This is a genomic window from Mangrovactinospora gilvigrisea (assembly GCF_001879105.1).
Classification (GTDB): Bacteria; Actinomycetota; Actinomycetes; order Streptomycetales; family Streptomycetaceae; genus Mangrovactinospora; species Mangrovactinospora gilvigrisea.
In genome coordinates, this window is record NZ_MLCF01000043.1 from 64,394 (window position 1) to 78,939 (window position 14,546).

The 14,546-nt window shown below is 74.7% G+C and carries 9 protein-coding genes; all 9 read left to right on the top strand.

Annotation, left to right across the window (positions count from 1 at the left end):
* Positions 1 to 58: 58 nt before the first annotated feature.
* Positions 59 to 1,822, top strand: a complete 1,764-nt coding sequence (locus tag BIV57_RS09400; RefSeq protein ID WP_071656240.1) for a CYTH and CHAD domain-containing protein — start codon at positions 59 to 61, stop codon at positions 1,820 to 1,822.
* Positions 1,823 to 1,960: 138 nt separating this feature from the next.
* Positions 1,961 to 3,178 carry a Gfo/Idh/MocA family protein gene (locus BIV57_RS09405; RefSeq protein WP_265736984.1) on the top strand — a complete coding sequence of 406 codons (1,218 nt, stop codon included), beginning with the start codon at positions 1,961 to 1,963 and terminating at the stop codon, positions 3,176 to 3,178.
* A gap of 19 nt (positions 3,179 to 3,197) precedes the next feature.
* Positions 3,198 to 5,123 (top strand): TIGR03960 family B12-binding radical SAM protein, encoded by a 1,926-nt coding sequence (locus BIV57_RS09410; RefSeq protein WP_071656241.1) that lies wholly within the window; start codon positions 3,198 to 3,200, stop codon positions 5,121 to 5,123.
* A gap of 83 nt (positions 5,124 to 5,206) precedes the next feature.
* Positions 5,207 to 5,980, top strand: coding sequence for a TIGR03936 family radical SAM-associated protein (locus tag BIV57_RS09415; protein WP_071656242.1), 774 nt, complete (start codon positions 5,207 to 5,209; stop codon positions 5,978 to 5,980).
* A gap of 213 nt (positions 5,981 to 6,193) precedes the next feature.
* Positions 6,194 to 10,822, top strand: coding sequence for an Rne/Rng family ribonuclease (locus BIV57_RS09420; protein WP_071656243.1), 4,629 nt, complete (start codon positions 6,194 to 6,196; stop codon positions 10,820 to 10,822).
* Between the two features lie 220 nt (positions 10,823 to 11,042).
* On the top strand, positions 11,043 to 11,366 hold the full coding sequence (gene rplU / locus BIV57_RS09425; RefSeq protein WP_071656244.1) for a 50S ribosomal protein L21: 324 nt from the start codon (positions 11,043 to 11,045) through the stop codon (positions 11,364 to 11,366).
* A 5-nt stretch (positions 11,367 to 11,371) separates the two neighbouring features.
* A complete protein-coding gene (rpmA, locus tag BIV57_RS09430) occupies positions 11,372 to 11,632 on the top strand; it encodes a 50S ribosomal protein L27 (RefSeq protein WP_071656245.1) in 261 nt (86 codons plus the stop codon).
* A gap of 100 nt (positions 11,633 to 11,732) precedes the next feature.
* Positions 11,733 to 13,172, top strand: a complete 1,440-nt coding sequence (obgE, locus tag BIV57_RS09435; protein WP_071656246.1) for a GTPase ObgE — start codon at positions 11,733 to 11,735, stop codon at positions 13,170 to 13,172.
* 159 nt (positions 13,173 to 13,331) lie between these two features.
* Entirely contained in the window at positions 13,332 to 14,480 is a 1,149-nt protein-coding gene (gene proB / locus BIV57_RS09440) for a glutamate 5-kinase (RefSeq protein ID WP_071656323.1), read from the top strand.
* Positions 14,481 to 14,546 lie beyond the last annotated feature (66 nt).

A 14,546-nucleotide genomic window follows, 5' to 3' on the forward strand; every position in this document is an offset into this window, starting at 1 on the left:
GCCGGATTTCCCCGATTGTCCCCTTGCCCGCGCGACCAGTACGGAGTTGGCTTCGTGCATGGGCGAAGACGCGATAACCCCCAGGAACGCCGCCGCCACCCTGACCACCGCCGGCACCGAGCTCGAGACGGAACGCAAGTACGAGCCCGGACCGGACTCCGCCGACGACTCCTTCAACGCGGTCCCGGACCTGGCCGCCGTCCCGGGGATCCCGGACGGCGCCGCGCTCCGCGGCAGCGGGCGCATCGCCCTCAACGCGCTCTACTTCGACACCCCCGACCTGCGGCTCTCCGCCGCGGGCGCCACCCTGCGCCGCCGCACCGGCGGCGACGACCCCGGCTGGCACCTCAAGACCCCCACCTCCGACCCGGCCCGGCGGACGGTCCGCATCGAGCCGCTCACCACCCGCGTGCTGGACATCCCGCAGCCGCTCCTCGACGAGGTCGCCCAACTGCTGGGCCCGGACGCGCCGCAGGCGCTGGTCCCGGTGGTGCGGATGCGCACCGCCCGCAGCCCGCGCCGGCTGACGGCCGCCGACGGCCGCGTCCTCGCCGAGATCGACCGGGACCGGGTGACCACGCATCCCACCGAGACCTCCCCGTCCGGGCTGGTGCCCGCCGCCTGGACGGAGATCGAGGTGGAGCTCGGCGAGGCGGGCGACACCAAGCTGCTCGACGCCATCGACGACGCCTTCGTGGCGGCCGGCCTGAGGCGCTCGGCGGCGCCGAGCAAGCTGCGGCGGGCGCTGGGCACGTCGGCCCCCTCGGTGCCCGCGCAGCGCGCGTACGGCGCGGTGGCCGCGCCGAGCGAGGCGGTGAAGGCCAAGCAGAAGGCCGCGAAGGCCGCGAAGAAGGCCGACCGGGCGGCCAGGGCCGGCAAGGCCGCGGCCGAGCCGTCCGCCAAGCCCGCAGCCAAGTCCGCCAAGGCCGGCCGGAAGGTGCGCCGGACCACCGGCGACATCGTGCTCGGCTATGTCGGCAAGCAGGTCGAGACGCTGCACACCCTGGAGCCGGCGGTGCGCGCCGACTCCCACGACGCCGTCCACCGGATGCGGGTGGCGATGCGCCGGCTGCGCAGCGCCTTCCGCAGCCACGAGAACGTCCTCGACCCGGAGATCACCGGCCCGATCGGCGACGACCTGCGCCGCCTCGCGACGGTGCTGGGCCGCGACCGCGACCAGGAGGTGCGGGCGGCCCATCTGCTCGCGCTGGTCGACGAGTTGGACGACGCCTCGGTGGTCGGCCCGGTGCGGGCGACGGTCGCGTCCTGGTCGGCCGAGGAGCACGCGGCGGCCCGCAAGGGGATCCTCAAGGCCCTGGACGGGCGCCGCTGGCGGCGGGTGCGCACCGCGCTGGACGGCCTCGTCGCGGAGCCGGGCGCGGGGCTGCGCCCGCTGGCCGGCTCGGCGCCGCGGCCGGCGCTGGCCGCGGCGCTCCGGGCGGACCTGGAGCGGTTCGACCGCCGGGCGCGGGCCGCGCGGCACGCGGACGTCTCGGACCCCGCGCTGCACGCCGCCCGGAAGGCGGCGAAGCGGGCGCGCTACTGCGCGGAGTCGGCGGTGCCGGTGCTGGGACGGGAGGCGGAGCGGGCGGTGGCGCGGCTGACGGAGGTTCAGGACGTGCTGGGCGCGCACCAGGACCGGGCCCTGACCCGGGAGACCCTCCGGGTGCTGGCGGCGCGGGCGCAGGCGGAGGGCGACAGCGCGTTCACCTACGGCGTGCTCTTCGAGCGCGAGTCGTCGGCCTCCGCGGAGACGGCGTCCGCGCTGGCGTCCGTCTGGCCCAAGGACCGCCTCGCCTCCCTGCTGAAGCGGCTCCCCTAGGTCCGTGGCCCCGCCGCCCCGCCGCCCCTCCGCCCCGGCGGCGGGGCGGCGAACCGGGCGCCGCGCGGACGACTGCATTGCGCGAATGTGAGCGCAAGACGCGTTGACTCTGCATCAACGCGCAAATACATTCCTAGGGTGACCGCACCACGTACCCTGCAGCTGGCCCTCGTCGGCATCGGCATGCGCGGCGGCATCAGCCGCCACGCGCACCGCCCCGACCACCCCACCGCCCCCGCCGCGGTCGTCGCCGCCGCCGACCCCGCGCCGCACGCCGCCGAACGCCTCGCCGAGTGGTTCCCGGAGGGCGCCCCCGCGCTCCACGCGTCCCACAAGGAGCTCATCGCCGAGCACCCGGACCTGGACGCCGTCCTCATCACCACCCCGGACCACACCCACGAGGACCTCGCCGTGGACTTCCTGGAGGCCGGCATCGCCGTCTTCCTGGAGAAGCCGATGGCCATCACCACCGCCGGCGCCGACCGCGTCCTCGCCACCGCCGAGCGCACCGGCACCCGCCTGTACATCGGCCACAACATGCGGCACATGCCCGTCGTCCGCGAGATGCGCCGGCTGGTCCAGGAAGGCGTCATCGGCGACGTCAAGGCCGTCTGGTGCCGTCACTTCGTCGGCGAGGGCGGCGACTTCTACTTCAAGGACTGGCACGCCGACCGGACGAAGACCACCGGCCTGCTGCTCCAGAAGGGCGCCCACGACCTGGACGTCATCCACTGGCTGGCCGGCGGCTACACCCGCGAGGTCAGCGCCGTCGGCGGGCTCACGCTCTACGGCGACCTGCCCCGCGCCGCCCCGGGCGAGCGCGACGGCGAGCTGATGGGCGACTGGTGGAAGCCCAAGGAGAACTGGCCCCCGACGAGCCTCACCGGCCTCAACCCGGTCGTCGACGTCGAGGACATCTCCATGCTGGTGGGCCGCCTCGACAACGGCGTGCACGTCTCCTACCAGCAGTGCCACTACACCCCGGACTACTGGCGGAACTACACCGTCATCGGCACCCACGGCCGGCTGGAGAACTTCGGCGACACCGGCGGCGAGGCCGAGATCCGGGTCTGGAACGCGCGCCGCAGCGGCTACCGCGCCGACGCCGACCTCGTCGTCCCGATCGGCGTGTCCGAGGGCGGCCACGGCGGCGCCGACCCCGCGCTGATCGACGAGTTCCTCGGCTTCGTGCGCGACGGCGGCACCACCGACACCTCCCCGGTCGCCGCCCGCGAGGCCGTCGCCGTCGGCGTCGCGGCCACCGAGTCGCTGCGGGACGGCAGCCGCCCGGTGCGCATCGCCCCGGTCCCGGAGGGCCTGGCCGGCTACTTCGAGGGCGGACAGGACAAGTCCTGACTGCCGGTACGCTGAAGGGATGACCGTCGAGTCCGTCTTCCCCCGGCTGGAAGCCCTGCTTCCGCACGTCCAGAAGCCGATCCAGTACGTCGGCGGCGAGCTCAACTCGACCGTCAAGGAGTGGGACGCCGCCGACGTGCGCTGGGCGCTGATGTACCCGGACGCCTACGAGGTGGGCCTGCCCAACCAGGGCGTCATGATCCTCTACGAGGTGCTCAACGAGCGCGAGGACGTCCTCGCCGAGCGCACCTACTCGGTGTGGCCCGACCTCGAGGAGCTGATGCGCAAGCACGACGTGCCGCAGTTCACCGTCGACGCGCACCGCCCGGTGAAGGCGTTCGACGTCTTCGGCGTCAGCTTCTCCACCGAGCTGGGCTACACCAACCTGCTCACCGCGCTCGACCTGGCCGGCATCCCGCTGGAGGCCGCCGACCGCACCGAGGACGACCCGGTCGTCATCGCCGGCGGCCACGCGGCCTTCAACCCCGAGCCGATCGCCGACTTCGTCGACTGCGCCGTCCTCGGCGACGGCGAGCAGGCCGTGCTCCAGATCACCGACGTCGTCAAGGCCTGGAAGGCCGAGGGCCGCCCCGGCGGCCGCGACGAGCTGCTCTTCCGGCTCGCCCGCACCGGCGGCGTCTACGTCCCGCGGTTCTACGACGTCCACTACCTGGCCGACGGCCGGATCGAGCGCGTCGTCCCCAACCGCTCGGGCGTGCCGTGGCGCGTCACCAAGCACACGGTGATGGACCTCGACGAGTGGCCCTACCCCAAGCAGCCCCTCGTGCCGCTCGCCGAGACGGTCCACGAGCGGATGTCCGTGGAGATCTTCCGCGGCTGCACCCGCGGCTGCCGCTTCTGCCAGGCCGGCATGATCACCCGCCCGGTGCGGGAGCGCTCCATCACCGGCATCGGCGACATGGTCGAGAAGGGCCTGAAGGCCACCGGCTTCGAGGAGGTCGGCCTGCTGTCGCTCTCCTCCGCCGACCACACCGAGATCGGCGACATCGCCAAGGGCCTCGCCGACCGGTACGAGGAAGAAAAGATCGGCCTCTCCCTCCCCTCCACCCGCGTCGACGCCTTCAACGTCGACCTGGCCAACGAACTGACCCGCAACGGGCGCCGGTCCGGCCTGACGTTCGCCCCCGAGGGCGGCAGCGAGCGGCTGCGCAAGGTCATCAACAAGATGGTCTCCGAGGAGGACCTGATCCGGACGGTCGCCACCGCCTACGGCAACGGCTGGCGCCAGGTGAAGCTGTACTTCATGTGCGGCCTGCCCACCGAGACCGACGAGGACGTGCTGCAGATCGCCGAGATGGCCAAGAAGGTCATCGCCAAGGGCCGCGAGGTCTCCGGCCGCAACGACATCCGCTGCACCGTCAGCATCGGCGGCTTCGTCCCCAAGCCGCACACCCCCTTCCAGTGGGCGCCGCAGCTCTCCTCGGCGGACACCGACGCCCGCCTCGCCAAGCTGCGCGACGCCATCCGCTCCGACAAGCGCTACGGCCGCGCCATCGGCTTCCGCTACCACGACGGCAAGCCCGGCATCGTCGAGGGCCTGCTCTCCCGCGGCGACCGCCGGATCGGCCGCGTCATCAAGGCGGTCTACGAGGACGGCGGCCGCTTCGACGGCTGGCGCGAGCACTTCTCCTACGACCGCTGGATGCGCGCCGCCGGCGCCCTCGCCGGCACCGGCGTCGACGTCGACTGGTACACCACCCGCGAGCGCGGCTACGAGGAGGTGCTGCCCTGGGACCACCTCGACTCCGGCCTCGACAAGGACTGGATGTGGGAGGACTGGCAGGACGCCCTCGACGAGGTCGAGCTCGACGACTGCCGCTGGACGCCCTGCTTCGACTGCGGCGTCTGCCCCTCGCAGAGCACCGAGATCCAGATCGGCCCCACCGGCAAGAAGCTGCTGCCGCTGACGGTCGTCAACAAGTAGCCGACACCACGTCACCGAAGACGCAACCGAAGGACTGAGCAACCCTGGCACGCACGCCCGACGGACCGCCGCCCGCACCCGCGGTGCAGCGCATCCGGCTCCGCTACACCAAGCGCGGCCGCCTCCGCTTCACCAGCCATCGGGACTTCCAGCGGGCCTTCGAGCGGGCGCTGCGCCGCTCGGCGGTCCCCATGGCCTACTCCGCGGGCTTCACCCCGCACCCCAAGGTCTCCTACGCCAACGCGGCGCCGACCGGCACCGCCAGCGAGGCCGAGTACCTGGAGATCGCGCTCGCCGAGCACCGCGACCCCGAGGAGCTGCGCGCCGCGCTCGACGCGTCGCTCCCCGACGGCCTCGACATCACCGAGGCGGTGGAGGCCCGCACGTCCGGCCTCGCCGAGCGGCTGCAGGCCTCGATCTGGGAGCTGCGGCTCCCGGGCGTCGCCGCGGCGGACGCGGCGGACGCGGTCGAGGTCTTCCTCGGCCGCGAGAGCGTCGAGGTCGAGCGGCGCACCAAGAACGGCGTCCGCAGCTTCGACACGCGGGCCGCGGTGGCCTCTTTCACCGCCGAATCGCCCGCCACACCGGCCACGTCCGAGCAGGCCAATAGGTCGGACGGCGCCCCCTGTGCGATACTGCGCCTGGTTGTTCGGCATCAGACACCCGCCGTGCGACCCGACGACGTCCTGTCCGGTCTCCGTGCGACGGCCGACCTCGCGACGCCGGTCCCCCCAGAGGTGACCAGGCTGGCGCAGGGGCCGTTCGACGAGGAGACCGGGTCGGTGGCCGATCCGCTCGCGTCCGACCGCACCGCGCCATCGCGCGCCGCGGAGGCGCAGCTCAGCGGCTCCGCCTAGGAGTTGTCGCAGGCGTGCCGAGCAGTGCACCGGGAGCCACCCGGGGACGGCGGCGGCACGCGGCCCACCAGACTTTCGGCGGGCCCGCCCGGAGGGGCGGGGACGCCGAGCCAGACGAACAGCTCCCGCGCAGCAGTCCGCGCCGGCCGCCCCTGACGGGGCGGGAGTGGCGCCGGGACGCCTCGCAGGGAGCGTGACGGGAGAACCGCCCGCATGCTCGACCACACCGAGTCGACCGACGACAACGCGTCGACCAACAACGCCACCGGCAGTCCGGTCGGCGAGAACAGCACCAGCGCCGCGCGGCCGGCGCGCAAGCGCCGCACCGCGTCGCGGCCCGCGGGGCCGCCGTCGGCGGACGCGCCCGAGGCGGGCGCGGCCTCCGGGCCTTCGGGGGCCTCGGGGGCCTCGGGGGAGGAGCCGGCGAAGAAGGCGCCCGCGCGCCGCACCCGCAAGAAGACCGCCGCCGCGGAGCCGGCTGCCGCCGGTGACGCGCCCGCGGACACCGCGAAGTCGGCGAAGTCCGTGAAGAAGGCGCCCGCGCGCCGCAGCCGCAAGAAGACCGCCGCGCCCGAGCCGGGCGCGATCCGCCTGGAGTCGGGCTCCCTCGCCGGCGAGCACGCCGACGACGAGCCGGCCCCGGCGCGCAAGTCCGCCGCGGCGGCGCCCGCCGCCGAGACCGCGCCGTCCCGCCCGTCCGCCAAGGGCGACGGCGCCCGCCGTCTCAGCTCCGGCTCCCTCGCCGACGACGGCGCGGCCCCCGCGCCCGCCGCCGCCCCTGCGGCGGAGGAGGCGCCGGCGGCCGGTCGCCGTACTCGCCGCCGCGCCACGCGCCCTGCGGGCGCGGGCGACGCCGCACCGGCCGACGCCGGGTCCGGGCAGGCGGCGGGATCCGCCGACGCCGCGTCCGCGGGCAACGCCGCGGAGGAGGCGTCGGCTGCCGGCCGTCGCACTCGCCGCCGGGCGACGCGTCCCGCGGGAGCGGGTGCGGGCGACGCGGCGTCGGAGCAGTCGTCCGAGGTGTCGGCTGACGCCGCGTCCGCGCAGTCCGCCGGTACGGGGTCCGCCGCATCCGCTGACGCCGCGTCTGCGGGCAATGCCGCGGATGGGGCGTCGGCTGCCGGCCGTCGCACTCGCCGCCGGGCGACGCGTCCTGCGGGAGCGGGTGCGGGCGAGGCCGCGTCGGAGCAGCTGACGGAGGTGTCGGCTGACGCCGCGTCCGCGCAGTCCGCCGACGCCGACCGGTCCGCCGCGTCCGCCGGTGCCGCGGGGGCTGTTGACGCCGCGTCCGCGGGCAACGCTGCGGATGGGGCGCCGGCCGCGGGCCGTCGTACCCGTCGCCGGGCGACGCGTCCTGCGGGAGCGGGTGCGAGTGACGCCGCGTCGGAGCAGTCGTCCGAGGCGTCCGCCGGTGCCGCGTCCGCGCAGTCCGTCGACGCCGGGTCCGCGCAGTCGGCCACGACCGGCGCCGCGCCGGAGCAGGCGTCCGTCCCTGCGACGTTCGCCGATGCCGATCAGTCCGCCGGCGCCGAGGCGGCCGGCGGCCGCCGTACCCGCCGTCGGGCGACGCGTGCCGCGGGGTCCGCGGCCGAGGCCGAGGCCGCGCCCGAGCTGGTGACCGAGTCCGCCGCGCAGCCCGCCGACGCCGCGCCGGAGCAGCCGGCCGCGTCCGAGCGGAACGCCGACGAGGCGCCGTCCAACCGCCGCAACCGCCGCCGCGCCACGCGCGCCGCCGGTTCCGCGGTCGAGGCCGCGCCGGAGCAGGCCGCCGAGGCCGCGTCCGAGCCCGCCGGTGACGAGGACGGCGCGTCCAACCGCCGCGACCGCCGCCGTGCCGCACGCGGCGAGCAGACCGCCGGGGACGCGTCCGAGCGGAACGGCGAAAGCGGCGACGCCGACGAGGCGCCGTCCAACCGCCGCGACCGCCGCCGTGCCGCGCGGGAGGCCGAGGGCGCCGACGGCGACGAGGACGGTGCGTCCAACCGCCGCAGCCGGCGGCGGGCCACGCGGCCCGCGGGCGCGGCGATGTTCGAGTCGGGGGCCGCCGCCGAGGACGAGGGCGGGCAGACGCCCTCCGGGCGCCCGTCCATCGCCGTCTTCCAGGCGCCGGACTTCTCCGCCGAGCAGCAGCAGCGCCGGGCCAAGCAGGAGGAGAAGCCGGAGCCGCCGGCCGTCGTCGAGCCCGAGGAGGAGGCCGAGGAGGCCGACACCGAGGAGCCGACCGACGAGGTCGAGGCGAACGACGACGACACCCGCGAGGAGCGCGGCTCGCGCCGCCGCCGTCGCGGCGGCCGCCGTCGCCGCCGGGGTGGCGCCGACGACGAGCAGCACGAGCACGACGGTGCCGCCGACGACGCGCACGCCGAGGACGAGGACCGCGAGCAGGACCACGACCAGGGCGGCGCCGCCCACGCCGCCGATGACGACGACGAGCACGGCTCCAGCTCCTCGCGCCGCCGCCGGCGCCGTCGCCGCCGGGGCGGCGGGGACGACAACGGCCCCGCCGAGCAGTCCGGCGACGGGCACGGCGACGACCCCGAGCGCACCGTGGTGAAGGTCCGCGAGCCCCGCAAGCACCGCGACTCCGGTTCCTCCGACGAGGTGCAGTCAATCAAGGGCTCCACCCGCCTGGAGGCGAAGAAGCAGCGCCGCCGCGAGGGCCGCGAGCAGGGCCGCCGCCGCGTGCCGATCATCACCGAGGCCGAGTTCCTGGCCCGCCGCGAGGCGGTCGACCGGGTCATGGTGGTCCGCGAGACCGACAAGCGCACCCAGATCGGCGTCCTCGAGGACAACGTGCTCGTCGAGCACTTCGTCAACAAGGAGCAGTCGCAGAGCTACGTCGGCAACGTGTACCTGGGCAAGGTGCAGAACGTGCTGCCCTCCATGGAGGCCGCGTTCGTCGACATCGGCAAGGGCCGCAACGCCGTGCTCTACGCCGGCGAGGTCAACTTCGACTCCGTCGGCGGCGGCGGGGGCCCGCGCCGCATCGAGGCCGTGCTGAAGTCCGGCCAGTCGGTGCTGGTGCAGGTCACCAAGGACCCGATCGGCCACAAGGGCGCCCGGCTGACCAGCCAGGTCTCCCTGCCCGGCCGCTACCTGGTGTACGTGCCCGAGGGCAGCATGACCGGCATCAGCCGCAAGCTCCCGGACACCGAGCGGTCCCGCCTCAAGCAGATCCTCAAGCGGATCGTGCCGGACGACGCGGGCGTCATCGTGCGCACCGCCGCCGAGGGCGCCAGCGAGGAGGAGCTCCGCCGCGATGTGCTGCGCCTGCAGGCGCAGTGGGAGGAGATCAAGAAGAAGTCCAAGTCGGCGAACGCGCCCGCGCTGCTGTACGGCGAGCCGGACATGACGGTGCGTGTGGTCCGCGACATCTTCAACGAGGACTTCAAGAAGGTCATCATCTCGGGCGACGAGGCGTGGGCCACCATCCACGGCTATGTCTCCCAGGTCGCCCCCGACCTGGTGGACCGGCTGGAGAAGTGGACCTCGGACGTGGACGTCTTCGCCACGTACCGCGTCGACGAGCAGCTGATGAAGGCGCTGGACCGCAAGGTGTGGCTGCCCTCCGGCGGCTCGCTGGTCATCGACCGCACCGAGGCGATGGTCGTCGTCGACGTCAACACCGGGAAGTTCACCGGGCAGGGCGGCAACCTCGAGGAGACCGTCACCCGCAACAACCTGGAGGCGGCCGAGGAGATCGTGCGCCAGCTGCGGCTGCGCGACCTGGGCGGCATTGTCGTCATCGACTTCATCGACATGGTGCTGGAGTCCAACCGCGATCTGGTGCTGCGGCGGCTCATCGAGTGCCTCGGCCGGGACCGGACGAAGCACCAGGTCGCCGAGGTCACCTCGCTGGGCCTGGTGCAGATGACCCGCAAGCGGGTCGGCCAGGGCCTGCTGGAGGCATTCTCCGAGCCCTGCGTGCACTGCAACGGCCGCGGCGTCCACGTCCATGTGGACGCCCCGACGGCGGCGTCCGGCGGTTCGTCCAACGGCGGCGGTTCGTCCAACGCCGGTGAGCGCGGCGGCAAGCGCAAGCGCAACAAGGGCAAGCACGCCGGGAGCGGTGGCGCCTCGGGCGGCGGCGAGCAGGCTGCCGAGGAGCCGGAGCTCGTCGAGGCGGCCGGGCAGCCGGTGAGCCCCGCGGCGGCGGCGATGAACCAGATGGCCTCGTCGGCGCCGACGACGGACGCCGCCGAGCCCGCCGAGGAGGCCGTCGCGTCCGTCGCGGTGGCCGAGCCGGCGGCGGAGGCGAAGGCCGAGGAGCCGGCCGCGCGTGCGGGGGGCCGTCCGCGGCGCCGCGCGGTGCGGCGGGCGTCCGCCCCGGCCGGGTCGGCGCAGGAGATCGTGGTCGCGGCCGCGGCGGTCGCCGCCGAGCCCGCGGCCGAGGTCCCCGCGGCCGAGCCGGTCGCCGAGCCGAAGCCCGAGCCGGAGCCGGCCGTCGAGGTCGTCGAGGCGGCTGCCGAGGCGCCCGCCGAGGAGAAGCCGGCGAAGAAGGCCCCGGCCCGCAAGGCGGCGGCGAAGAAGGCGCCGGCGAAGAAGGCTCCGGCCAAGAAGGCGGCGCCCCGCAAGACCGCGGCCAAGAAGCCGGCGGCCGCCGAGGCGAACGCCGATGCCGCGCCGGAGCCGGTGGCCGAGGTCGTCGAGGCGGCTGCCGAGGCGCCCGCCGAGGAGAAGCCGGCGAAGAAGGCCCCGGCCCGCAAGGCGGCGGCCAAGAAGGCGCCGGCGAAGAAGGCGGCCGCCAAGAAGACGGCGGCGAAGAAGACGACGACCGCTCGCACGACCGCGGCCAAGAAGACCGCCGCCAAGAAGGCGACGGCCGCCGAGGCCGACGAGTAGTCGCCCCGAGCCCCGGCGCCCGCCCCGCGAGGGGCGGGCGCCGGGGGCCGAGGACGCGTCCGGAGCAGGCCCCGCGGCCTGGTAGGCTTGATCCTCGGTGTGTCAGCACCATCCCCCCGAGCAAATCCCTTCCGGCTCCTGGCCGGGAGAGGCCCTCCGCGAGGCATGTGCGCGGAGAGCTGGCGTCGAGGGGCCGTTCCTACGACGAAGGAGACAGCGCGTGACGTACGCGATTGTCCGCAGTGGCGGACGCCAGCACAAGGTCGCCGTCGGCGACATCCTCGAGGTCGACCACCTGCCGAAGAACGTCGCGGGCGAGTCGGTCGAGCTGCCGACGCTCCTCGTCGTCGACGGCGACTCGGTCACCAGCGACCCCTGGGTGCTGGCCGGCGTGAAGGTCCACGCCGAGGTTGTCGACCACACCAAGGGCGACAAGATCCGCATCCAGAAGTTCAAGAACAAGACCGGCTACAAGAAGCGCATGGGCCACCGCCAGCAGTACACGGCGATCAAGGTCACCGGCATCGACACCCCCGGGAAGTAACTGAGATGGCACACAAGAAGGGCGCATCGTCCACTCGGAACGGGCGCGACTCCAACTCTCAGCGGCTCGGCGTGAAGCGCTTCGGCGGTCAGGCCGTCAACGCCGGTGAGATCATCGTCCGCCAGCGCGGCACCCACTTCCACCCCGGTGCGAACGTCGGCCGCGGCAAGGACGACACGCTGTTCGCCCTGTCCGCCGGCGCCGTCGAGTTCGGCACCGCGCGCGGCCGCCGCGTCGTCAACATCGTCACTGCTGCCGCCGAGTAAGTACTCTCGACAGCAGAACCGAGCGAGGGCGGATCGGGTTTCTCCCGGTCCGCCCTCGTCTCGTGCACCACCCCAAGACTTTCCTTCCGGAGGCACCACCATGACCACCTTCGTGGACCGCGTCGTCCTGCATGTCGCCGCGGGCAACGGGGGGCACGGCTGCGCCTCCGTGCACCGCGAGAAGTTCAAGCCGCTGGGCGGGCCGGACGGCGGCAACGGCGGCCACGGCGGCGACGTCGTGCTGGTCGTCGACCCCAACACCACCACCCTGCTGGACTACCACCACTCCCCGCACCGCAAGGCCGCCAACGGCCGCCCCGGCGCGGGCGGCAACCGGCAGGGCGGCGACGGCGAGTCCGTCGAGCTGCCGGTGCCGGACGGCACGGTGGTCAAGTCGCGGGACGGCGAGGTGCTGGCCGACCTGGTGGGCGCCGGCACCCGCTTCGTGATGGCCGAGGGCGGCCGCGGCGGCCTGGGCAACGCGGCGCTCGCCTCGGCGCGGCGCAAGGCGCCCGGGTTCGCGCTGCTCGGCGAGCCGGGCGGCGGCGGCGAGTTCGTGCTGGAGCTGAAGTCGGTCGCGGACGTGGCGCTGGTGGGCTACCCCAGCGCCGGCAAGTCCTCGCTGATCTCGGTGCTGAGCGCGGCCCGCCCGAAGATCGCCGACTACCCGTTCACCACGCTGATCCCCAACCTGGGCGTGGTGACGGCCGGTTCGACGGTCTTCACCGTGGCGGACGTGCCCGGCCTCATCCCGGGCGCGAGCGAGGGCCGGGGCCTGGGCCTGGAGTTCCTGCGGCACGTGGAGCGGTGCAGCGTGCTGGTGCACGTGCTGGACTGCGCGACGCTGGAGCCGGGCCGCGACCCGCTCTCCGACCTGGACGTCATCGAGGACGAGCTGCGCGCCTACGGCGGGCTGGACGACCGGCCGCGGCTGGTGGTACTCAACAAGATCGACGTACCGGAGGCGGAGGAGCTCGCCGAGCTGGTCCGTCCCGACATCGAGGCGCGGGGCCTGCCGGTCTTCGAGGTCTCGGCGGTGGCGCACCGCGGGCTGGACGCGCTCTCCTACAAGATGGGCGAACTGGTCGCGGCGGCGCGGGCGGCGGCGCCCGCGGCCGAGCCGACGCGGGTGGTGCTGCGTCCGACGGCGGTGGACGACGCCGGGTTCACGGTGACGGCGGAGGAGGGGCTGTACCGGGTGCGCGGCAGCAAGCCGGAGCGCTGGGTGCTGCAGACCGACTTCGCCAACGACGAGGCGGTCGGCTACCTGGCGGACCGGCTGGCGCGGCTCGGCGTGGAGGACGAGCTGCGGAAGGCGGGGGCGCACATCGGCGACACCGTGGTGATCGGCGGCGAGGACGGGGTCGTCTTCGACTGGGAGCCGACGGTGGCGACGGGCGGCGAGATGCTGGGGCGGCGCGGCGAGGACCACCGCCTGCTGGGGCAGCGCGCGGCGGTGGGCCGCCGCAAGGACAAGGACGCGGAGTACCACGAGCGCATGGAGGGCTACGACCCCTTCCAGGCCGGCGACGACGAGTAGCGGCCGCCCCGGCGCCCCCGCGGACCGCGAAGCGATCCGGGCGGGGTGCCGGGGTGCCGGGGCGCAGGGGCGGCGAACGGCGAGCGCGGACGGCCGTGTCCGTACCGTGAAACGGCAGGCACGGACGGCGAGGAGATCGCGTACCGTGATCCGGTGGCCATGCTCGTGAACGCTTCGTCGGACGCCGACCTCCGCGCGGAGGTGACCCGCGCCAAGCGGGTCGTCGTCAAGGTCGGATCCTCCTCCCTCACGACCGCCGCCGGCGGCCTCGACGCCGACCGCGTGGACGCGCTCGTCGATGTCCTCGCCCGCGCCGCCGCCGACGAGCGGGAGATCGTCCTCGTCTCCTCCGGCGCCATCGCCGCCGGCCTCGCGCCGCTCGGCTTCCCGCGCCGCCCGCGCGACCTCGCCAGCCAGCAGGCCGCCGCCAGCGTCGGCCAGGGCCTGCTGGTGGCCCGCTACACCGCCTCCTTCGCCCGCTACCGCCGCCGGGTCGGCCAGGTGCTGCTCACCGTCGACGACCTGACGCGCCGTCCGCGCTACCGCAACGCCTACAACACCCTTGAGAAGCTGCTGGCGATGGGCGCCGTCCCGATCGTCAACGAGAACGACACGGTGGCCACCCACGAGATCCGGTTCAGCGACAACGACCGCCTCGCCGCGCTCACCGCGCACCTGGTCCACGCCGACCTGCTCGTCCTCCTCTCCGACGTGGACGGCCTCTACGACGGCGACCCGTCGAAGCCGGGCACCAGCCGGATCCCCGAGGTGCGCGGCGAGGCCGACCTGGACGGCGTGGAGATCGGCAGCACCGGCAAGGCCGGCGTCGGCACCGGCGGCATGGTCACCAAGGTGGAGGCGGCCCGGATCGCCGCCTCCGGCGGCGTCCCCGTGGTGCTCACCTCCGCCGCCGAGGCGGCGGACGCGCTGGCCGGCCGCCCCACCGGGACGCTCTTCCCGCGCACCGGCCGCCGCTCCGCCGACCGGCTGGTGTGGCTGCGGCACGCCTCGGCGCCGCACGGCGCGCTGCATCTGGACGCCGGCGCGGTGGAGGCGGTGGTGGAGCGCCGGATGTCGCTGCTGCCGGCCGGGCTGACCGGCGTGACGGGCGATTTCGCGGAGGGCGATCCCGTCGACCTTCTTGACGAAAACGGCCACGCGGTGGCCCGCGGGCTGGTCAACTTTGATGCGAGGGAAGTTCCCCGGCTGCTGGGGCGGTCCACGCACGACCTGGCGCGCGAGCTCGGTCCCGCGTACCAGCGGGAGGTCGTGCACCGGGACGACCTGGTGGTGCTGGGCTCCCGGTAGCGCGGACGAAGTGTTGGGGCGGGGGAGGGACGGACGGGAGGCAGCGGCTGTGCAGGCAGCGCGTCC

What these genes read in the sequence shown, in the direction of transcription:
- BIV57_RS09400 (WP_071656240.1), top strand. Translation starts at nt 59, where the DNA reads ATGGGCGAAGACGCGATAACCCCCAGGAACGCCGCCGCCACCCTGACC.
- BIV57_RS09410 (WP_071656241.1), top strand. Translation starts at nt 3,198, where the DNA reads ATGACCGTCGAGTCCGTCTTCCCCCGGCTGGAAGCCCTGCTTCCGCAC.
- BIV57_RS09420 (WP_071656243.1), top strand. Translation starts at nt 6,194, where the DNA reads ATGCTCGACCACACCGAGTCGACCGACGACAACGCGTCGACCAACAAC.
- rpmA (WP_071656245.1), top strand. Translation starts at nt 11,372, where the DNA reads ATGGCACACAAGAAGGGCGCATCGTCCACTCGGAACGGGCGCGACTCC.
- obgE (WP_071656246.1), top strand. Translation starts at nt 11,733, where the DNA reads ATGACCACCTTCGTGGACCGCGTCGTCCTGCATGTCGCCGCGGGCAAC.
- proB (WP_071656323.1), top strand. Translation starts at nt 13,332, where the DNA reads ATGCTCGTGAACGCTTCGTCGGACGCCGACCTCCGCGCGGAGGTGACC.